At 37.5% G+C, this 20,564-nt stretch carries 19 protein-coding genes and 1 riboswitch; of the genes, 15 read left to right on the top strand and 4 right to left on the bottom strand.

Annotated elements, in window-relative coordinates; all coding sequences use genetic code 11:
• The first annotated feature begins 35 nt into the window (after positions 1–35).
• From thrS to ACRX5O_RS22120, 7 genes are all read left to right on the top strand, one after another.
• Positions 36–1,952 carry a threonine--tRNA ligase gene (gene thrS, locus ACRX5O_RS22150; RefSeq protein ID WP_433907938.1) on the top strand — a complete coding sequence of 639 codons (1,917 nt, stop codon included), beginning with the start codon at positions 36–38 and terminating at the stop codon, positions 1,950–1,952.
• A 256-nt stretch (positions 1,953–2,208) separates the two neighbouring features.
• Positions 2,209–3,318 carry an ATP-binding protein gene (locus tag ACRX5O_RS22145; protein WP_433907937.1) on the top strand — a complete coding sequence of 370 codons (1,110 nt, stop codon included), beginning with the start codon at positions 2,209–2,211 and terminating at the stop codon, positions 3,316–3,318.
• A gap of 218 nt (positions 3,319–3,536) precedes the next feature.
• On the top strand, positions 3,537–4,226 hold the full coding sequence (locus ACRX5O_RS22140; protein ID WP_433907936.1) for a Na-translocating system protein MpsC family protein: 690 nt from the start codon (positions 3,537–3,539) through the stop codon (positions 4,224–4,226).
• A gap of 137 nt (positions 4,227–4,363) precedes the next feature.
• Complete coding sequence (locus tag ACRX5O_RS22135; RefSeq protein WP_433907935.1) at positions 4,364–5,062, top strand: Na-translocating system protein MpsC family protein; 699 nt, start codon at positions 4,364–4,366, stop codon at positions 5,060–5,062.
• Positions 5,063–5,182: 120 nt separating this feature from the next.
• Positions 5,183–5,560, top strand: coding sequence for a hypothetical protein (locus ACRX5O_RS22130; protein WP_433907934.1), 378 nt, complete (start codon positions 5,183–5,185; stop codon positions 5,558–5,560).
• 97 nt (positions 5,561–5,657) lie between these two features.
• Positions 5,658–6,233, top strand: coding sequence for a TetR/AcrR family transcriptional regulator (locus tag ACRX5O_RS22125; protein WP_119706961.1), 576 nt, complete (start codon positions 5,658–5,660; stop codon positions 6,231–6,233).
• A 108-nt stretch (positions 6,234–6,341) separates the two neighbouring features.
• Positions 6,342–8,450, top strand: a complete 2,109-nt coding sequence (locus ACRX5O_RS22120; RefSeq protein ID WP_433907933.1) for an MMPL family transporter — start codon at positions 6,342–6,344, stop codon at positions 8,448–8,450.
• A gap of 40 nt (positions 8,451–8,490) precedes the next feature.
• Here ACRX5O_RS22120 and ACRX5O_RS22115 read toward each other — a convergent pair whose 3' ends face one another.
• On the bottom strand, positions 8,491–11,517 hold the full coding sequence (locus ACRX5O_RS22115; RefSeq protein ID WP_433907932.1) for an efflux RND transporter permease subunit: 3,027 nt from the start codon (positions 11,515–11,517) through the stop codon (positions 8,491–8,493).
• A gap of 233 nt (positions 11,518–11,750) precedes the next feature.
• Between ACRX5O_RS22115 and ACRX5O_RS22110 the strand changes: the two genes are divergently transcribed.
• Complete coding sequence (locus tag ACRX5O_RS22110) at positions 11,751–12,251, top strand: GNAT family N-acetyltransferase (RefSeq protein WP_433907931.1); 501 nt, start codon at positions 11,751–11,753, stop codon at positions 12,249–12,251.
• A 47-nt stretch (positions 12,252–12,298) separates the two neighbouring features.
• On the opposite strand, the gene bioB is transcribed toward ACRX5O_RS22110, so the two are convergent.
• Both bioB and ACRX5O_RS22100 read right to left on the bottom strand, forming a co-directional pair.
• On the bottom strand, positions 12,299–13,291 hold the full coding sequence (gene bioB / locus ACRX5O_RS22105) for a biotin synthase BioB (RefSeq protein ID WP_433907930.1): 993 nt from the start codon (positions 13,289–13,291) through the stop codon (positions 12,299–12,301).
• Between the two features lie 22 nt (positions 13,292–13,313).
• Positions 13,314–13,904, bottom strand: a complete 591-nt coding sequence (locus ACRX5O_RS22100; RefSeq protein WP_433907929.1) for a biotin transporter BioY — start codon at positions 13,902–13,904, stop codon at positions 13,314–13,316.
• A 259-nt stretch (positions 13,905–14,163) separates the two neighbouring features.
• On the opposite strand from ACRX5O_RS22100, the gene ACRX5O_RS22095 reads away from it, so the two are divergent.
• Entirely contained in the window at positions 14,164–14,439 is a 276-nt protein-coding gene (locus tag ACRX5O_RS22095) for a hypothetical protein (RefSeq protein WP_433907928.1), read from the top strand.
• A 45-nt stretch (positions 14,440–14,484) separates the two neighbouring features.
• Here ACRX5O_RS22095 and ACRX5O_RS22090 read toward each other — a convergent pair whose 3' ends face one another.
• Entirely contained in the window at positions 14,485–15,252 is a 768-nt protein-coding gene (locus tag ACRX5O_RS22090; protein WP_433907927.1) for a class I SAM-dependent methyltransferase, read from the bottom strand.
• Between the two features lie 169 nt (positions 15,253–15,421).
• On the opposite strand from ACRX5O_RS22090, the gene lepB reads away from it, so the two are divergent.
• From lepB to ACRX5O_RS22060, 6 genes are all read left to right on the top strand, one after another.
• Positions 15,422–15,967 (top strand): signal peptidase I, encoded by a 546-nt coding sequence (gene lepB / locus ACRX5O_RS22085; protein ID WP_433907926.1) that lies wholly within the window; start codon positions 15,422–15,424, stop codon positions 15,965–15,967.
• A 270-nt stretch (positions 15,968–16,237) separates the two neighbouring features.
• Positions 16,238–16,376: riboswitch (guanidine-I (ykkC/yxkD leader) on the top strand.
• Between the two features lie 68 nt (positions 16,377–16,444).
• Positions 16,445–17,455: an ABC transporter substrate-binding protein gene (locus ACRX5O_RS22080; RefSeq protein WP_433907925.1), complete on the top strand. Its 1,011-nt coding sequence runs from the start codon at positions 16,445–16,447 to the stop codon at positions 17,453–17,455.
• Between the two features lie 23 nt (positions 17,456–17,478).
• Positions 17,479–18,294: an ABC transporter permease gene (locus tag ACRX5O_RS22075; protein ID WP_433907924.1), complete on the top strand. Its 816-nt coding sequence runs from the start codon at positions 17,479–17,481 to the stop codon at positions 18,292–18,294.
• Positions 18,295–19,089: an ABC transporter ATP-binding protein gene (locus ACRX5O_RS22070; RefSeq protein ID WP_433907923.1), complete on the top strand. Its 795-nt coding sequence runs from the start codon at positions 18,295–18,297 to the stop codon at positions 19,087–19,089. It begins immediately after the preceding gene.
• Positions 19,090–19,118: 29 nt separating this feature from the next.
• Positions 19,119–19,832, top strand: a complete 714-nt coding sequence (locus tag ACRX5O_RS22065; RefSeq protein WP_433907922.1) for an urea amidolyase associated protein UAAP1 — start codon at positions 19,119–19,121, stop codon at positions 19,830–19,832.
• Between the two features lie 28 nt (positions 19,833–19,860).
• Positions 19,861–20,511 (top strand): DUF1989 domain-containing protein, encoded by a 651-nt coding sequence (locus ACRX5O_RS22060; RefSeq protein ID WP_433907921.1) that lies wholly within the window; start codon positions 19,861–19,863, stop codon positions 20,509–20,511.
• Positions 20,512–20,564: the final 53 nt, after the last annotated feature.

Below are 20,564 nucleotides of genomic sequence, written 5' to 3'. Positions count from 1 at the left end.
GTGTGTTTTTTTATTTTATAAAGGAGGCCATATTAATGGAAGTAAATATTCAATTCCCTGATGGAAGTATGAAAAGATATAAAGAAGGTGTAACTTTAGAGGGAATCGCTCAGGGAATAAGCCCAAGTTTGCGGAAGAAAGTGATCGCCGGAATGGTGAACGGAATGATGTTTGATCTTAAAAGAGAGATTTATAACGATGCAAGTATTCAATTGCTTGAAAGAAATTCAGAAGAGGGTATTAAGATTATGAGACACTCAACTGCCCATGTGTTAGCTCAAGCGATTAAACGGTTGTATAATCATGTCCATTTATCTATCGGTCCAGTGATTGAAAATGGATTTTACTATGATGTTGATATCCCAGAAAGTATTACAGTAAAAGACCTAGTAAAAATTGAAAAAGAGATGAAAAAGATCGTTGCTGAAAACCTAAATATTGAAAGGGAAGAGTGGTCACGAGAAGAAGCGAAGCGAGTTTTTGCTCATGACCCTTATAAGCAGGAATTGCTTGAGGCCATTCCAACTGAAGAAAAAATAACTGTGTATCGTCAAGGTGAGTTCTATGATTTATGTCGTGGCCCACATGTACCGTCCACTGGATATGTAAGAGAGTTTAAATTAACTCATGTTTCGGGGGCCTACTGGCGAGGGGATAGCAATAATAAGATGTTACAACGTGTGTATGGGGTTGCTTTTACTTCAAAGGAAGAACTCGATGAATACTTCCACTTTTTAGAGGAGGCTACTAAGCGTAATCATCGGAAGCTAGGAAGTGAGCTTGAACTGTTCATGTTTTCGGAAGAAGCACCTGGAATGCCATTTTACTTAACTAACGGACAATTGATTCGAAATGAACTGGAAACATTTTTAAGGAAGATTCAAAATTCCTTTGACTATAAAGAGGTTCGAACTCCTTTTATGATGAATCAGCGCCTATGGGAGCAATCTGGTCATTGGGATCACTATAAAGACAATATGTATTTCTCAGAAGTGGATGAACAAAGCTTTGCTTTAAAGCCGATGAACTGTCCAGGACATATGCTGATATTTAAGGATAAGCTTCGATCTTATCGTGACCTTCCGATTCGTATGGCGGAGTTTGGTCAGGTGCACCGGCACGAATTTAGTGGTGCACTAAATGGGTTGTTACGGGTAAGAAGCTTTTGCCAAGATGATGCACATATCTTTGTAACACCCGAGCAAATAGAAGATGAAATTTCTTCCGCTCTACAACTAATTGACTATGTATATAAAGTATTTGGGTTTGATTATAGCATCGAGTTATCGACAAGACCGGAGGATTATATGGGGGAGAAGGCGTTATGGGATCGAGCAGAAGGGTCTTTGATAAATGTTTTGAATAAACTTGGTCTACCTTTTCAAGTTAATGAAGGGGACGGGGCATTTTATGGGCCTAAGATCGATATTCACATAAAGGATTCTTTAAAAAGGAGCCATCAGTGTGCTACAGTTCAGCTCGATTTTCAAATGCCTGAAAAGTTTGATCTTTCCTATATTGATGAACAAAACAAAAAGGTCCGACCTGTTGTTATTCACCGAGCTGTATTTGGATCTATTGATCGCTTCCTAGGTATTTTAATAGAGCATTTTGGCGGAGCTTTTCCTGCATGGCTAGCACCAGTTCAAGTCAAGGTTATACCAGTTTCGAATGATGTTCATCTCGAGTATGTGGAGAAATTAAAACAGCTACTTCAAAAGGAAGAAGTTCGCGTGGAGGTTGATTTCCGTGATGAGAAGCTAGGATATAAAATAAGAGAAGCACAAATGAAAAAGATTCCTTATGTGTTAGTAGTAGGTGATCGTGAAGAGGAAAATCAATCGGTTAGTGTGAGGCAGTATGGTTCAGAGAATTCGGTAGATATGGATTTTGAACAATTTACTAACATGCTTCGCAAGATGATTGTTGATAAGACGTTATTAACATACTGAATAACTTTAAGAAAGTACTAAAAACGAATTGTAAAATGGAAGAGAATAGTATAGTATTTATGTTGGATACAGGGATTAACGCCTTGATCTATTGAATGATAAATGTAGGAAAATAATAATGTAGGTTAACGGACTCTAGATATATACGCTAGATTTTATAGCCACCGTAAGCAATAGGAATCTCTCCTATTGCTTACGGTGGCTTTTTATATGTTGTTTACAAAAATATATATAAGAAAGGAGAGTATCCTGCCCAATGGCTAATATTGGAGATGAAACTAAAAGCATTCTATTGAAGGAATTCATAGATATCAACATAAAAAAAGGCTTTTCTATCCTCTCAAAGAGCAAGGATACCTTTTTGGTAATCTGCTCTCAAGGAAATATTGAATATGCCAGCCAGCCTTGTGAAGACCTTTTTGGTTATTCAACCAATCATTTGCAGCGGCTAGGATTAAAAGACCTATTCGATACAGAGGTATTAAATGAAGGTCACTCTTTTTATGAAGGAAAATCACAGGGAAAACGAATGACCTTTGAATCAAGGGTAAAGGGGAAGGGCGACAAGACTACTGATGTAACCGTAACACTCATGCCGATTTACTTGAATGATCAATGGATAGGCTCATATATCATTCTCGAGCAGTCTATCAACAATAAAGATAGTAATGATGTCATCGACCAGTTAGCACAATTGTCAGAAAAGCGTGCAACTGCTGGACACTTAGCAGCTGGTATAGCTCATGAGATTCGTAATCCTATTACAGCAATAAAGGGATTTCTACAGCTATTAAAAGATGAGTATGAAGGAAATGAAATTTATTACGGAGTTATTGATTCTGAGATCGAAAGAATAGAACTTATCCTAAGAGAGTTGATGGTTCTAGCAAAGCCAAATACGCAAAAGTATGAAAAGGTGAATATTCAGTTACTACTTGATCAGGTGCTGACCCTAATGGAACCACATGCGCTATTAAACAATATTCAGCTACAGAGAAATTTTTATTTTGAAAACCCATTCCTCTTATGCGATAACAATCAATTAAAACAAGTGTTTATTAATTTTATAAAAAATTCTATAGAGGCAATGCCGGATGGGGGAAATATTCGTATTGAAGGTGGAGTATTAACAGACATGAGCATAGAGGTGTCAATTGTTGACGAAGGAAGTGGAATACCCAAGGAAGTTCTTGATCGGGTAGGGGAGCTATTTTTTACTACAAAGGAAAATGGAACGGGCTTAGGGATGCTTGTTAGTCAACAGATTATAAAGGAACATAAAGGAACAATTCATATTAAGAGCGACTCTAAGGGTACATGTGTGAAAGTACGATTTATGCCTGGAGAGAACCTCTTAGGAATTTGAATTAAATCTTGTGAACCGATGAGAAAAATGGTATGATAATCCTTGTCTAATGTCTTGCTGTCATTAGTTTTATAAGGAATAATACATTTATATACAATTTTATTATGACTTTTTATTTAAAATGGTAAATGGTAGAAACTATTATATAGTCGTCTTAACCGTGGCCTAACTTCTTTTTTGAGAAGTTAGGCCTTTTTATTTATGTAAGGGGGATTTGAATGCTGGCTACGCAAGATGATTTGCATGCTCTCAGTAGTTCATTTAGCAAGCTGCTTAAGAGAGGATTCGGGAAAGGACCAGAGACCTGTTTTACTGTTTTTAAGGGGAACAAGCTATACGTTTATATACGGAATTTTATGACACCTGCTGAAGAAATTCTTTATAATGATCACCAAAATAATTTAATCACAGAGTTTCGAACCTCTGTCATTAGATCACTTTCCGACGAGCTCTTACAAGAATCGTCCAGGTTATTAGGGATGCCATTCCATTCCTTTTATCAAGATTGGAATTATGATACGAATTCAGGTATGCTACTTCTCGTTTCTAATTCTGTTAACCTTGATTTAAAAACAGAGGAAAAGGGTAGTGATGGAGTGAACAAGGTGATTCGAAAAATTGGTACTCAGTTTCATAAAATCCCAGTTACTTTACGAACCGTCCCTTCCCCTACTAATAGCTATGCTGTTGAATCAAAAGGGGTGTTGCTACCACTTGAAAACTTCATTTATGAAAGAGGACAAATGGAGCTATTGCTTACCCAAGCTAGAAACGTTAAAAAGGGATATATGACACACAAGAACATAATTGAAGAAGCATTGAATCGCTCCATTGAAGATATATTTATGATGTGGGATTATGTGGAAAATAAAAATTATCTAATTTTTATTTTTGGTAGAATAAATTAACTATTACAAAGAAAGAAGTGGACGCAAGTATCCACTTCTTTTTGTTTTGAATGAAAAGATAAAATAAAAAAGCACTGGGCAACCTAATTCTACCTAAATAAATTTAATAGCTAAATAAGAAAGTGAGGTTAACCAATATGTCTACTGAACCCTTTCATGAAAAACTCATGAGCATAAGTAGTTTAACCAGTAAGATGTTACGGAAGAATTTTGGACGTGGTCCAGACTCTTGCTTTGCATTTGCTAACGGTCCATATCTTGTTCTTTACATAAGAAGGTTTCTTTCCCCAATGGAATCTGTATTGCTTGAAAGTGGAAACTCAGACAAGATAGACATGTCCCGCACAATAGTCATGGATAAAATTTTAACTCAACTGAAGGGAATGCTCGAAATCGAATTTGGGGCTGATGTAAAATCAGCTTATCATGATTGGAATTATAATCAAAATACAGGTATGATCACAATTGAATTTGAGAGTAATGTAACAGGGGCAGTTGCAAAAAGTGAAGAAAATCCTATCTTTAAAAATCTAATCGATGAGGTAGACCGAATAAGCATTATCGTACAGAAAAAACCGGAAAATACAGAAGCGTTTTTTATCACGCCAAGGGTGTATTTGGTCAAGAGAAAGGGAATTTTGGTTGAAATTGAAAAGTCTTTAATTGACAAAGGCTATGAGCAAACTCTACTTGTTACAAAAGATGAATTAGAAAAATCATTTTTGCATCATAATGGACATTTTGAAGAAATCTTTAGCCATCCAGTCGCGGATATTTTTGTGGATTGGAACTTGCATGATGATAACAGCATCATATGTTTTATACTAAAGAATTGAACAGAGGTAGATGACTTAGAGAAGTTATACCTTCAGAAATAGTAAGTCAAACAATCTATGTTTAAAAGCGATTCGGTTCGTTCATAAAGATAGTAGTATATTCTTCAAAGAGGTGTCTTAATGATCGAGCTTTTGCAAGAGCTTTTCCATTCCAATAATCAATTAGTGACTTTTATCATTGGTGTAGTCTTTATATTTATAATCGTTTCAATCGTTCGCTCTGTATTTCGAATGGTACTTCCATTTGTTGTCATTGGACTAGTAATGGTTGTTTTTCTTGGACATTCTCCTGATGATGTGATGAATAAAGGGAAGCAGTTTATTGCTCAAGGCTCAAATTTGATTCAAGACCTTTTGCCTTTTATTCAGTCAGGTGAAGGGGAAAAGGATGGGGAACTTTCGGAAACACCTCCAGGGTTTGCTCCCTTTTCTGAGGAAGATGAAAACAAAGAGATTTTTAAAAATGATGAGAATGACCTTGAGATAAATAAGTTTTAATTAGTCGTTATCGATGCCCCACAAACTGTACACAAAGAAAAGAAATCCTTTTTTCCTCCATAAGGTTTCATTATAATTAGTGAAGAGGTGAAAGCTTATGGCACGTGAACGGAAATTTTCCAATGAAGAACTGTTTCAGTTAGTAAAGAAAATGCTTCTTCAACATGGATATGAAGGATTCCATTTTGGCCTGTTAGCAGAGCAACTGGATGTTTCAAGAGGAGCCTTATATAAATATTACGAAAACAAAGATGAGTTAATTACGGATTTTATGCTGTATGAAATGCAGTTATTTATTGGAGATTTAGCTCAGATAGAAAATCAGGGAGACTTTGAAGCCCGGTTTGATTTCTTAATGAAGCTTATTTTTGATAAAGCAGAAGTTCATCAACTCATTACGGTTGTCCAACAAATGGGATCTAGTTCAAATGAAAAAGCAAAAGAAAATAAAGAACAGTTAGAAAAGCTTCCACTAGAAATGTATCGCTATCTGCAAAACTTTATTTCATTTGGGAAAAGGGAAGGTAAACTGAAGGAACATATTCCTGATAGTGTCATGCTCGGATTGATATTTCAATCCATAGCCATTCCAAATCATTTTGGTTTACCAAAGTCGGTTTGGGTGGATTCAATCAAGGAAATCATTAGTAAAGGAATGTTTGCACATTCATAATTGACACAACTGTCACTTACGCTTGATAATAAGGGTGGCAATTGTGTTTTTATTTTTACTCAAAGTTACACTTGTGTCACTATAAATTTTAATTAAGGGGAGAAAAGCATGAAATCAATACTCAAGAGAATTACTGACGGAGTTTCCACCCGAAAAGGAACATGGGTTACGTTAGGTGTTTGGGTCATAGTAACAGTCCTTCTTGCCATACTTGCACCGAGTGCGAAAGATTACGAATCATCCAATATTACTTCATTACCTAGTGATGCAAAGTCAGTTATTGCTCAAAATAAACTTGATCAATATTTTAAAGACAATGACGGAACTCCGGCGATTCTCGTTTTTCAATCAAGCGACTACAAGATAGTGAATGTATCTGAATTAGAGTCATTTATCAAGGAGGTTCAAAAGGTAGAGGGAGTTAAGGAAATTGTTCCAATAACCACTTTGCCACCACAAGCCACAGAAAGCTTCTTTTCCAAAGATAGAAGTACAGTCATCCTGCCAGTTACTTTTGAGGCTGCCTTTGAAGCGAAAGAGATGCGGACCTCTCAAGAAAAGATGATGGAGATTGCTGAGGAATCTACGGATTTAACGTTAACGATAACCGGACCTGGTGGTATTGCTGTAGACGCTCTTGATTTGTTCTCGCGAGCAGATGTTGTGCTCCTTTTATCAACTGTTGGCCTTATCCTTGTATTGTTAATAGTGATCTACCGGTCACCTCTACTTGCTTTAATCCCACTTCTTGCTGCCGCATTTGTATATGAAGTGGTGAATCAAGTGCTTGGTCTAATGGGGAAAGCGGGTTTACTTATTAACAACCAAACATTTTCGATCATGACGATTTTATTATTTGCAGCAGTCATTGATTATTCATTATTTGTCTTTTCTCGCTATCGTGAGGAGTTGAAAACATACGATAGTAAGCATGAAGCCATGAAAGAAGCAATGAGGGAGACGGGATTACCAGTATTCTTCTCTGGTGGTACAGTCCTTGCTGCGATGTTGGTATTATTCTTCGCAGAATTTGGAGATTACCGAAATTTTGCACCTATTTTTGCAACAGCAATGCTTATTATTATGTTAGCTTCGGTCACATTAGTTCCTGCCCTTTTTACACTATTCGGAAGAAAATCGTTCTGGCCTAAGATTCCTAAAGTTGGGGAGGAATCAGTTAAAGCAAATTCTTTCTGGAGTAAAATTGGTCGAAGTGTAGTGAAGAAGCCAGTTGTTTCAACTGTAGCGATTGGGATTATCTTGGTGATATCGGCATTAAATATGTTCAATCTGAAGTACGAGTTTGATACAATGAAGTCCTTTCCAGAGGATATGCCATCTAGGATAGGGTATGAAATCTTAGAAGAAAAGTTTGAAAAGGGAGATTTAGCTCCCACGACTGTCTTGTTAGAAGCTTCTGAGCAAGTCACGATGGAGCAACAGGATGCAATCATGAAAGAGCTACAGAAACAACCCCTTGTTAGCAGTGTTCGTCCAAGTGGTGTAACAGATGACCAAAAAGTTGTTCAATTTTCGCTTACCTATACAGAAAGTCCATATGATAGTGAAACGATGGATGCGTTGGAGAAAACAAGAGACAATTCGCAGCAAATTGTAAAGGATGCAGGTCTTGAGGGTGAGCTTTACTTCGCTGGCGAAACAGCGAATCGAATTGATGATCGTGCAACGAATAACAGAGATCTCATCGTAATTGTTCTGTTAGAGTCTATTCTCATCTTTGCTATGCTCATTGTAATGACAAAGTCGTTCAAGCTACCTTTATATATGATGGGGACCATTTTATTATCGTTCCTGGCAGCTGTTGGGCTAGGGATGTTCCTGACAAACCTATTTTTTGATATTGATACAGTTAGTAACCGCGTCCCACTTTACTCCTTCGTCTTCTTAGTGGCGTTAGGAATTGATTATAATATCATTCTTATTTCAAGGTTTATGGAAGAAAGAAAAATTCACCCAGTCAAGAAAGCAGTTGAAATTGCTGTAGCCAATACTGGTGGTGTCATCTCTTCAGCAGGAATCATTCTTGCTGCTACCTTTGCCGTGTTAATGACTCAACCGATTCAACTATTATTTGTATTTGGCTTTATTGTTGCGGTCGGGATTTTATTAGACACCTTCTTAATACGAGGGATTTTATTACCAGCATTGCTTGTTTTGTTTGAAAAAGATTCGTCTATGCAAAAAGGTCAGCAATAAGGAAAAGAGCCAGTCACAAGTTCCGGTGACTGGCTTTGTTTTATGCTTCCATACTTTGTTCGTTTGCTAATTGTGTTCGTTGTTTCTTAGACTTTTTGAAATGTAAAAGCTCATAAATCACTGGTATGACAACAAGAGTAAGTAGGGTTGCTGCTGCTAATCCACCAATAACAACAACAGCTAAGCTTTGTGACACAAGGGCACCTGTCTCTGCTTTTTTAAACAAAAGTGGGAGCATAGCACAAATGGTTGCAACAGCTGTCATTAAAATCGGACGCATTCTCGTTGCAGTTGCCTCCACAATCGCTTCCCGAATGATCATTTTTTGTTCGTTTTGTTTAATACGGTCTAACAATACAATTGCATTCGTCACGACGATACCAATCAGCATAAGGGCACCCAATAGAGCCGTTACATCCACAGGAATTCTGCTAATCACTAGTCCAAGCACAGCACCAATCGCTGCAAGTGGAAGTGAGAATAGAATAGCGATAGGAGCTCTTACTGTTTTGAAAGTAATCACCATGATTAAGAAAACAGCTCCGATGGAAACAATCATTGTCATAAATAAATCAGAGAAGTCATTCGCTTGTTGAACACTAGCTCCTCCAACAAAAATTTCTATATCATCAGGAAGTTTGATTCCGCCCTTTCCCTGAACACCAAATATAGCTTCATTCATTTCTTTTGAGATTTCCGAAATGCGTGCAGAATCAATATTTGCAGTTACTCGAACATATTGGTCCCCATCTTTATGGAAGACACTCGTTGATTCTTCGCGTTTCGTAATCGAAGCAACCTCAGAAACAGGGACTAAGCCAGTTTGAGTAATAACAGGGATATCATTAATCTCATCAGCTGTAGCTGGAGATAGCATTGGTTCCAATAATACAGGCGTATCTTGTTGATCTAGTTGTATCATGCCAATTGGTATAGCATTCAGCATGGCAGCCACAGCTTGAGCTGTTTGTTCAGAGTTTACTTTACTTGAGTCCACTTCAAGTGAAAAGACCGTTTTCTTTTCTTCAAAATTGGTAGAAACTTTTTCAACACCATCAATACCCGAAATCTCATCCTTCACTATTAAAGCTGTTTCTTCTAGATTAGATAAGTAATCACCCATCACATCGATGGTGATTTGGGAGGATGAGCCAGACATCATCGAACTAGCTGAAACTGTAAGCTCAGCATCGCTATAATTCTCTTTTTCACCTTCAATCAGTTTGATCACTTGATCCGTATCGTTTTTATCTTTAAGAATAATAGAAAAGCTTGTTGCTGTTGGTGATTTTACATCTCCGTATTGAGCAGCTTCAGCAGAATTCCCCATTTGAGTAAAGTTATGTTCAACCTCTTCTTGCTTAAGAATGAACTCCTCTAGTTTGAGGGAGCCTTCCTTTACCTCGTCAATAGGAGTATTATTCGGGTACGTTAGATTGGCCACGATGAAATCGGAGCTTGAGTTATCAATGGCACCTTTCGGCAGCGTTACGTAGGTTACAATCGATCCAGCAAAAACAAATAGTGCTAGGAGAAGGACTGCCCATTTATGATTGAGTGACCAAGTTACTAGCTTAATGAATCTTACCGCTGGCTTATGTTCAGGTAGCTTTGTATTTTTCAGCAGTCCTGCGCTCATGAGTGGGACAACGGTTAAAGCTACTACTAATGAAGCGAGCAGAGAATAGGTAATCGTTAATGCAAATGGAAGCATTATATCCTGAAGTGAGCCACTTACAAGACCGATTGGTAGAAATACTGCCACGGTTGTTAAGGTTGACGATGTGATGGCTGTTCCTACTTCTTTTGTTGCCTCTATTACTAAAGGTACTGAGAATTTTTCTTTTTGCATTTTGCGGAATATATTTTCGATCACTACGATACTATCGTCTACTAGACGGCCAACAGCTACTGCCACTCCCCCTATAGTTAGAACATTAAGTGTAATTCCTGAGCGTGACAGGAGGAATAATGTAAAGGCTAGGGACAATGGGATAGACACAATTGTAATAAAGGTCGAGCGAATGTTTCTTAGGAAAAGCATAATAACAATCGTTGCAAACAATGCCCCTAGTAACACTTCCTTCATCATTGTGTGTACAGAGTTTTCAACCATATCCGTTAAGTCTAAAACCACTGTAGTCTCCGATTGGCTAAACTTCTCGTTTAGTTCCTTGATTGATTTATCGAGCTCTTTACTGATAGATACGGCATTAGATGCACTATCCTTTGTCACTATTAGGAAAAGACCATCTTCACCATTAATGTGGTTCAACGTATCATTGGGTTCTTGTTTATTAACCGTTGCGATATCTTTTAAACTTACCCCTGGAGATACTTGTAGGTTTTGTAACTCCTCCAGACTATCGATACTGCCAATAACCTTAATATTACTTGATTTACCATCTATCGTTTGCTCGCCTACAGCCATCGATGAATTCTGTCCTTGTAACACGGTCATGATGGTTTGAAATGGAACCTGTGTTTGAGCAAGCTTTGCATTATCTATTTTCACAGATACATAGGAATTCGCTTCTCCCATGGTTTGTATATTAGCAATACCGTCAATATCTTTTAAAACGGGAACAATTTCTTTTTTGGCAAACTCTACATTTTCAGCCGTTAATCCGTCCTCGAACGTAATTGAAATCTGTGAGATTGGAATCATATTCGTATTTAGTTGAATAATATTTGGTTTTGACACGTTTGGTGGAAGGGTAAGCGTGCTCAGTGCATCTTGTACCTCTAGCTTCGCATCCTTCATATTGGTTTTGGAGTCGTAAAAGATATCAAGCTTCGAATATCCGTCTCCTGTAGTAGAATAGATATTCGTTTTTCCTTTTACTCCTTCGAGTACCGTTTCCATTGGATTCGTCACTTGCTTTTCCATCGTGTCAGAGTCTGATCCTTGACCTAGCACAACGACTGAAACTTGTGGCTGGTCAGCTGCAGGAAAGAATTCCATAGGTAATGTTGTGTAGCTTAGGATCCCTAAGCCGAGGACCAAGATCGTAAGAATGGATACAGCAGCTTTGTTACGAAAGGCCCATCTTGTAAAAATAGACATTGTAAAATTTCTCCTCTCATGGTAAAAACTAATATAAACACAAGATGTATCTTAACACAATTTGTTCATGACTAAGAACAGTCTAGAGACCGATACCGTAATACTTACAAAGACTTAATATAAGAGTTTTCATGAAGTTAATGAAAATTTTTTGTTAAGATTGTTCGTTTTATTGAATGTTTGCGCCTTTTGAAGATAAAGGATTCTCATTTAAAACAGAAGGAGGAGAAATAATGTTTGTACTAGAGACAGATCGATTACGATTACGTGAGATGAATTTTTCGGATGTACCTCATTTAATGGAGATATTCTCCGATCCTATAGCGATGAAATACTATTTATCTACCAAAACAGAGGAAGAAGCGGAGAATTGGGTTAGATGGAATCTTACTAATTATAACTCCATTGGGGCAGGTCTCTGGATTTGTGAATTAAAGGACAGTTGCAGGTTTGTTGGTCAATGCGGGATTGTACCACAAGTGGTGGACGATAAGGTAGAAATGGAAATTGGCTATTTATTTTCTCGATCCTTTTGGGGGCAGGGTCTAGCGACTGAGGCAGCTAATGCAGCTAAAGAGTTTGGATTTCATCAGTTACATTTACATAGGCTGATCTCGATGATTTATAAACCAAATACACCTTCTATTCGAGTAGCAGAGAGAATAGGAATGTCATATGAAAAAGAAACAATGATAAAGAATCGAGAAACTTTCATTTATTCTATAAATATATAACTTTATATAAGTGTAAAAAAAGGCAAGCATTGAATGCTCGCCTTTTTTTATGCTGTGGTTTCTTCCTTAGCAAATTCTATTTCAAATCCAAGATCTTGAAGCATTTTGTGGTCTGCCGTTGTTTCTTGCCCAGCTGTGGTTAAATAGTCACCCACAAAAATAGAATTAGCTGGGTACAATCCGAGAGGTTGAAGACTCCGAAGATTAACTTCTCGGCCACCAGAAATCCGAATCTCCTTCGATGGATTAATAAAGCGCATTAAGCATAGAACTTTTAAGCAATAACGCGGATTTAACTCATTTACTCCTTGAAGGGGTGTACCATCAATTGCATGAAGGAAATTAACAGGGATAGAATCAGCATCCAATGCTTTTAGGCTTCTCGCCATTTCAATAACATCTTGTTTCGTTTCCTTCATTCCAATAATGACTCCAGAGCATGGAGAGATGCCTGCGTTTTTTACTAACTCGACTGTGTTTACTCGGTCTTCATATGTATGGGAGGTAGTAATGGATTCATGGTGACTCTCTGACGTGTTAATATTATGATTGTATCTGTCTACTCCCGAGTCCTTTAATCGTTTTGCCTGTAGTGGGTTGAGAAGACCCAGGCAAGCACAAACCTTTAGACCGTATTTTTCCTTTATCTCCTCGACGGCAGAAGTGACAATATCCACTTCTTTGTCGCTTGGACCTCTGCCACTTGCAACAATACAGTATGTGCCGGCGTTTAGATGGTAGGCACGTTCGGCACCTTGTAGAATCGTTTCCTTGTCCATCATTCGGTATTTTTGGATAGGTGCGCTTGAGATGCTGGACTGGGCACAGTAACCACAATTTTCTGGACATAGTCCTGATTTGGTGTTGATGATCATGTTAAGCTTTACTTTGTTGCCGTAATAATGACTTCGTATCACATAAGCTGCCTGAAGGATCTCAAGCAGCTCATTGTCAGGACAAGTAAGGATACTTAACGCCTCATCATTCGTGATCTCGTGGCCATTTAATACATCAAGAGCAAGTTTTTTCCAGTTATTCACCATGTATCCTCTCTTTCCGCTATTAAGCAGTTCTTTTTAAATGTTTGAAGCTACCCTTTGATAAAACAGTTTTTTCTAGTCTAAAAGCAAGAATTCCAGCTAGAACTGTAAGAATAATATCTTTTGGCATTGGGACGACCATCCAAGACCAAGCCATTTGGTAAGTGAAGCCTTCAGGGGCTGCCGCCCAAAGTTTGTATGCGCCATACATCCAATTTGTTCCGAATATATAATTAATAACAAGTCCGACCATAGCAGCTGTGATGAAGCCAGAAAGTGATCGGTTCTTTTCTACGATTTTTCCTACTACAAAAACAGCAATCACATATGAAACGATAAATCCAAAGGTAGGACTCAAGAGAGTGGAGAAACCAGCTCCGAATTTGGCGAAAACAGGAACGCCCACTAATCCTACAAGTGCATAAACCGTCATGGAAATCGTTCCTAAACGACTACCAAGAATCAAACCTGCTAAAATAGCAAAAAAAGTTTGTAGCGTAATTGGAACTCCACCTACCACCAAAAATGGAACAAATGAGGTAATGTTTGCACCTACAGCCATTAATGCAACAAACATTGCGGCTAATGTAAGTTCAATTGTTTTTAACTTCATAAAAATATCCCCTTTATTTTTTTATATAAGTAAAGAATAAATTTTCAGAGTGTTTTTTGTCAACTAAATATTTTTTAGGTTAACAAAAAGTTCTTCTTACCTATACAAAAAATGGACATTGGAAACAAAGTGAAATGTATAAAAATGGTATTTATAAAAGCTCAAAAAATTGTCATAATCCTTTTGTTAAATCATGTTTCTTTTTCCTTATAACCGTAGTAAAATACGCTTATAAAATGGAAGGGAAGAGAAGAGAAAGATGAAGTTTCCTAAAGATGTAATACTTGATTCTGTTGTTGAACGAAAAAACCACGACGCCTATGGATTAGAATTTGTCCAAGAACTTGGAAATGATGATGCTGGTTACTCAGAAATGGTCGTTATCATTTTTAAATATAAAGATAAATACTACAGTGTAGATATCCAACATGTGAATGGTGAGAATAACTACGATCATTGGGACAATGAGGTTGACTGCCCGGAAGTTGTTCGAAAGGAAGCCATACAATATTATTGGGAAGAAGTTAAACAATAAAAAATCGAAAGGCATCAAGATGGACTCTCATCTTGATGCCTTTTATTAATCCTTGACGGCAATGACACGAATTCTTTTATAATCCAAAATCCATTGATTATTGTGAAATAAGCTGGATTTTAGTTGATGTTCAACCTTATTGATAATTTCCTCTTGCTCCTCCTCATCTAATCCACGAAAAAAACTCAGTGCGAACATCTTAATCCAGTTCTTTAAACCGTTCGGCCCTTCTAGTGGAGTAGGTCTGTCATAGTGTTGGGCAAAAGTAACTCTAAAACCTACTTCCTCCATTAACGAAGAATATTCACCAATACTTGGATAATACCAAGGGAAATCAGTTCTATGGATATCTTTTCCTAATTGATGGCTGATTTCATCAATGATAGTTTGTACATTCCCTTTACCACCAAATTCTGCTACGAATCTTCCGCCTTGTTTTAAGCTTTTGTATATACATTCTAAAGCTTGCTTAGGTTGTGTTACCCAATGAAGAGTAGCATTAGAAAAAACAGCATCAAATTCATTTGTATAAAGTAGTTCTGTTGCATCTTGGACGACAAATGGTATTTCAGGATATTTTTCTAATGCTTGTGCAATCATATTATTTGATTTATCTACCCCTATCACTCGGGCCCCTTGTTCAAATAATCTTTTCGCCAAATCACCGGTTCCGCATCCTAAATCAAGGATTCGCTCTCCTTTGCGGGGTGCTAACAATTCAATGAGACTATTCCCGTATTTCGAGACAAATGAGTGATTTTCATCGTATAAGTTCGCATTCCATTGATCCGTTTGATGTGAAACGTTCTCCATTCCCAACTCTCCCTTGTTTGAATTATCAAAATTTTAACATATTTAAGCATTTAAGAAAAAGTTTCCAATTGGAATGTGATATGGTATAGATAAGCGGTCGAAATAAGGGGAAATTAATATAACCTAGTAAGCAATGATATAATTATTCAAATAAAGGAGGAAAATCGATGTGAGTGATACTACAAAAAAGGAAGTTTATTCGTGGTTTAAATCAATTGTGTTTGCATTTATTGTTGCTTTTATTTGTCGTCACTTCCTATTCTCACCTGCTATCGTTTATGGGGAATCTATGTTACCAACCTTTCAAGAGCATGACCGGCTGTTGTTAAGTAAAGTATCGGATATTCAACGATTTGACCTAATAGTATTTAATGCACCAGATTCAGATGAGCGGTATATTAAAAGGGTAATTGGATTGCCTGGAGATCAGGTAGAAGTAAAAGATGATACCCTTTATATCAATGGGAACCCAATGGAAGAACCGTATTTAGAGAATATAAAAAAAGATCTTTTATTCGATAAATTGACAGGAGACTTTACACTTGAGGAATTAACAGGGAAATCAGTCGTGCCTGAGGGAGCGTTATTTGTTATGGGAGATAACCGGCTACATAGTAAGGATAGTCGATTTTTTGGCCCAATCCCTGTTTCTTCTTTAATAGGAGAAGTGAAATTACAGATTTATCCTTTAAGAAAAATAGGTATGCCTGAATAACTGTTTAGTAAAACAATAATCTGAAGATAACCTACTTCGAGCTTGAAGTACGGTTATTTTTTTTCTAATGAGTTTGTAAAAAAGGTACTCTAGCCAATAAGAGAAGTACCGCGCATATGAAGTGCTTCTTTTATGTGAATTTGGTGGAAAATAAAAACTGTGTTAGAAAATGTAACACGAGTGTTGGGGGAGTTTTGTAATCCATATATACTTAAACCAACTTAGATCATCAAAATTACATAAAGGCTCTCTAAGCAGTATCGGTGAGAGCAAAAAGCTGTCTAGGGTTCCGTTGGTTTTGTGTATGATCCACCCTTATCTGGGTATTTACACTAAAATCAAGTCTGGTCCAAGAGAGAGCGTATAGAAATTTTTTCTATATACACGGAAGGATAAAAGCCTGGGAGATTCATTCTCTCATTCTTTTATCCTTCTTTTATTTTTTCAAAAACAAAATCTAACAATGAGGTGAAGAGAATGAGAAAAATGAAGCATGTATTTTTAGCAGTCGTATTGGTTGGAACAATGTTCTTAAGTGCTTGTGGAAGTTCAACAAAAGAAACCTCTGGAAGTGAATCCAGTGGCAATACCGTTAAAATTGGTTTTAGTGCTCTACCTAGCTGGTACTTATGGCATCTCGTCGATCAAAAGGGATTCTTTGAAAAGTATGGTGTTGATGTTGAATTAGTCTGGTTCCCAGTCTATGCGGACTCTTTATCTGCCTTAAATACCGGGAAAATTGATGGAAATACTCAAGCTTTGTTAGATGCAATTCCACCTTTAGACAAAGGAATTGATTTAAAAACAATTTTTATTACGGATAATTCAATCGGTGGCGATGGAATTGTTGCGACAAACGATATTCAATCGGTTGAAGATTTAAAAGGAAGGTCTGTTGGTACTGAACTAGGAACGATTGAACATTTCTTCCTACTTACAGCTCTTGAAGATGCAGGTATGAAGGAATCTGATGTGAAATTCACAAACCTGACTGTACCTGATGCAGGGAATGCTTTCCTATCAGGAAATATTGATGCAGCTGGACTTTGGGAGCCATTCTTAAGCAAAGCAGTTGCCAAGGAAGGAACACATAAACTGGTTACTTCTGCTGATTATCCTGGGTTAGTATCTGATGTGTTTGTTGTTCGAGAAGAGGTTACGAAAGAGAAGAAAGAAGAGTTACAAAAGATTGTAAATGCTTGGTTTGATGCAGTTGACTACTTGGAAAAGAACCCGGAAGAATCAATTGACATTATTGCCAAAGAGGCTGGTATTACTAGTGAAGAGTTAACAGAAGGATTTAAAGGGTTCAAAATGTTTACTCCTGAAGATAACCTTGCATCTTTTAAAGAAGGAAACAGTTATGATTCATTCTATTATACAGCAGAAAAAAATGCAGAGTTCTTAAAGAGACAGGACTATGTAGATGAAATACCTGACTTCTCCGATTTTGTTGATTCTTCCTTTGTTGAAAATGTTTCAAAATAATAAGAATAGAAAGGATGAGTGAAATGAATCTACCAAAAAATAGAACAATTAGAAGCTTAACTTCTATACGTGAAGAAGTACCGAAAAAATGGTATTTGTTAGGAGTATGTATTACCTTTTTATTACTCTTCCTTTTCTGGGGTGGCTTTAGTTTTATTAACATAGTTGATGAAGTCTTCCTCCCAACTCCAAATGCAGTGGTATTTTCGTTAGCACATTCTTTTGGAAGCCCAGAGTTTTGGGAGCATATTGGAATAAGTGTGTATCGCGTATTTATGGGATTTTTACTTGCTTGTGTGATTGGTATTCCGCTTGGAATATTGGCCGGAACCTTTAAATTCGCAGAATCATTTATTTTACCAATGTCAGAGTTTATTCGATATATGCCTGCAGCAGCCTTTATTCCTCTTATCATGGTATGGGCAGGAATTGGAGAGACAGCTAAGATTTTGGTTATCTTTATTGGTTGTTTCTTTCAGCTCATCTTGATGGTGGCCGATGATACAAATCGTATTAGCAAAGATTTGCTTTACGCATCTTATACACTTGGTGCGAACCGAAAGCAGGTGATTTTTAAAGTCATCATTCCCGCGTTACTACCAAAACTCATGACAACCCTACGTCTGATTATGGGGTGGGCTTGGACATATTTAGTCGTTGCTGAGCTGGTGGCAGCGAATAATGGACTTGGCTATTTTATCATGAAGGCACAGAGATTCCTAGATACAGAGTCTATCTTTGTGGGGATTATTGTCATTGGTTTACTAGGGCTAATCATTGATAGAGCATTTGCGATTGCGAATAAAAAGTTATTTCCTTGGGTGGAAGGTGGGAATTAAATGGTTACTATTGTACAGCCAAAAGTGGTAGTTGACCCGGTTGATATCGAAATTGAAATCAATGGATTATCAAAAATCTACGAAACGAAAAACAGTACGTTCCAAGCTTTGGAGGATGTTTCATTATATGTGAAAAATGAGGAGTTTGTTTCCATTTTGGGACCATCTGGCTGTGGGAAATCAACGATTCTTCGTATATTAGCTGGTCTAGAAGAAGCGACGTCTGGGTCAGTCAAAGTATCGGGTGAGGAAGTACAAGGTCCAAGCGTCAAGCGGGGGATGGTCTTCCAATCTTATACCCTTTTTCCATGGTTGACCGTTCGTGAGAATATTGAATTTGGTTTGAAGTTAAAAGGTATTAGTGCAAAGGAACGGAAAGACATTTCCGATAAATACTTAGAACTTGTTGGTCTTGAGCGGTTTGCCAATTCTTATGGAAAAGAATTATCAGGTGGTATGAAGCAGCGTGTTGCCATTGCCCGTTCGTTAGCAAATAGCCCAGAGGTATTGTTGATGGATGAACCGTTCGGGGCGCTCGATGCACAAACGAAGCAGTCAATGCAGCAATTGCTATTAGATATTTGGAAAAAAGAAAAAACAACCATTGTCTTCATTACCCACGACATTGATGAATCTATCTTTCTCTCCCAACGAATTTACGTAATGGACGCTCGCCCGGGAAAAATTAAAGAAGAAATTAATGCAGATCTTCAACTATTTAAAAATGGTGAACTAGTTGAAGTGGACCGATTTATGAAACTAAAGAAACATATCATTACACTACTAAAGCATTGATGGTGCGGGTCAAAAGGAGGGAATAGAGGATGACACACGTTTGGTCGACCATTCTTTCTCCAGGTGGAAAATGGTCAGGGTTTATTAAACGAGGGAAGATTATTCGTTTTACTGCACTTGAGGAAGGTGCGAATGTATCAATTCTTTTTTATAACGCGAGGGACTTAACTGAGCGCTATGTTATGTCTGACACTCTAAAGTCTCAGTTTACAAGCCATTTAACAAAAGGTCATGTTCTTTTAAGTGATAATGGCCGAGTGTTGGCAAGTATTGTAGAAGACAGTGTTGGCTGGCATGATCCGATCGCTGGATGTACAACCCGTGAGAAAACGGATGCTAAATATGGAGTAACCACCTATCAAATCCAGCGAAATGAGTGGTTTCGAAGTGGGCGAGAAAACTTGATTACCGAGCTTGCACGAAATGGCTTAGGGGCACGTGATTTAGTACCAGTAGTCAATTTATTTTCTAAAATAGCTACAGATGAAAATGGTCAATTAACATTCCAAAAAAATCATTGTCCAAAAGGTGCTACCGTGACCTTGAGAACGGATATGGATCTGTTAGTTGTCCTTTCCAATACACCCAATCCTCTAGATCCAAAAACAGAGTATCCAGCTGTACCTGTCAAAATGGAGGTTCAGTCTTCACCAAAAGTAGAAGAGGATGACATATGTGTTAATAATCGCCCTGAAAATCGTCGTGCATTTGAAAATAATTGGGCTTATTACGCTTTATACTGATACTTTTTCCTGAAGGAGGATCTAACAAATGCCTGTTTTAACAAAAGTGGGAAGTCCACGTAAGGCTAAGGATGCGATATATAGTGAAACCATCTTGGCTGGAAAAGGATTTATGCAAAAGCTTCTACCCGGACAAGTAATAAGAATTGAAGACATAGAAGGAAACCAATCAGTTGATGCTTTGTTTTATGATGCGGAGAATCCTGATGATCACTATAGTACAGTTTTAACTATTGCTGAGCAGGAGAATATGTACCTAAAAACCGGTTCGACCCTACTTGCGGAATCAGGTAAAGAACTCATCACCATAGTTGCGGATACGGTTGGTTGTCATGATGCATGGTTTAGCTTTTGTTCTGCACAAAGCAATACGGTCCGATACGGACATGACAAGATTGATATGCATAACTGCCGTGATACCTTTTTGCTTTTAATGGAAGAAAATCATGCGGGATATACAAAAAGGGATCTACCGCCAAGCGTAAACTTCTTTTGTATTGTACCCTTTACTCAGGATGGTGCCATTGAATTTGTTGATGGTATTTCTGCACCTGGAAGCTATGTTGAGCTAAAAGCTAAATGTAGCACAATGGTTCTTCTTAGCAACTGCTCGCAGTTAAACAACCCATGTAATGACTATAACCCTACACCTATTAAAGTCTATATCTGGGAATCGTAGACTGTGAGCTTTCTCAAATGAACTTTTTAATTCATCAAAGGGAGGAATTGTTC

This window comes from Robertmurraya mesotrionivorans (genome assembly GCF_050971805.1).
Classification (GTDB): Bacteria; Bacillota; Bacilli; order Bacillales; family Cytobacillaceae; genus Robertmurraya_A.
The sequence above is the reverse complement of the archived record's forward strand: the minus strand, read 5'-3'. Positions and strand labels throughout refer to the sequence as shown.

Bases quoted from the DNA above. Each gene is read 5' to 3' on its own strand.
- thrS (WP_433907938.1), top strand. From the start codon at position 36: ATGGAAGTAAATATTCAATTCCCTGATGGAAGTATGAAAAGATATAAA.
- ACRX5O_RS22145 (WP_433907937.1), top strand. From the start codon at position 2,209: ATGGCTAATATTGGAGATGAAACTAAAAGCATTCTATTGAAGGAATTC.
- ACRX5O_RS22140 (WP_433907936.1), top strand. From the start codon at position 3,537: ATGCTGGCTACGCAAGATGATTTGCATGCTCTCAGTAGTTCATTTAGC.
- ACRX5O_RS22135 (WP_433907935.1), top strand. From the start codon at position 4,364: ATGTCTACTGAACCCTTTCATGAAAAACTCATGAGCATAAGTAGTTTA.
- ACRX5O_RS22130 (WP_433907934.1), top strand. From the start codon at position 5,183: ATGATCGAGCTTTTGCAAGAGCTTTTCCATTCCAATAATCAATTAGTG.
- ACRX5O_RS22125 (WP_119706961.1), top strand. From the start codon at position 5,658: ATGGCACGTGAACGGAAATTTTCCAATGAAGAACTGTTTCAGTTAGTA.
- ACRX5O_RS22120 (WP_433907933.1), top strand. From the start codon at position 6,342: ATGAAATCAATACTCAAGAGAATTACTGACGGAGTTTCCACCCGAAAA.
- ACRX5O_RS22115 (WP_433907932.1), bottom strand. From the start codon at position 11,517: ATGTCTATTTTTACAAGATGGGCCTTTCGTAACAAAGCTGCTGTATCC.
- ACRX5O_RS22110 (WP_433907931.1), top strand. From the start codon at position 11,751: ATGTTTGTACTAGAGACAGATCGATTACGATTACGTGAGATGAATTTT.
- ACRX5O_RS22100 (WP_433907929.1), bottom strand. From the start codon at position 13,904: ATGAAGTTAAAAACAATTGAACTTACATTAGCCGCAATGTTTGTTGCA.
- ACRX5O_RS22095 (WP_433907928.1), top strand. From the start codon at position 14,164: ATGAAGTTTCCTAAAGATGTAATACTTGATTCTGTTGTTGAACGAAAA.
- ACRX5O_RS22090 (WP_433907927.1), bottom strand. From the start codon at position 15,252: ATGGAGAACGTTTCACATCAAACGGATCAATGGAATGCGAACTTATAC.
- ACRX5O_RS22080 (WP_433907925.1), top strand. From the start codon at position 16,445: ATGAGAAAAATGAAGCATGTATTTTTAGCAGTCGTATTGGTTGGAACA.
- ACRX5O_RS22075 (WP_433907924.1), top strand. From the start codon at position 17,479: ATGAATCTACCAAAAAATAGAACAATTAGAAGCTTAACTTCTATACGT.
- ACRX5O_RS22070 (WP_433907923.1), top strand. From the start codon at position 18,295: ATGGTTACTATTGTACAGCCAAAAGTGGTAGTTGACCCGGTTGATATC.
- ACRX5O_RS22065 (WP_433907922.1), top strand. From the start codon at position 19,119: ATGACACACGTTTGGTCGACCATTCTTTCTCCAGGTGGAAAATGGTCA.
- ACRX5O_RS22060 (WP_433907921.1), top strand. From the start codon at position 19,861: ATGCCTGTTTTAACAAAAGTGGGAAGTCCACGTAAGGCTAAGGATGCG.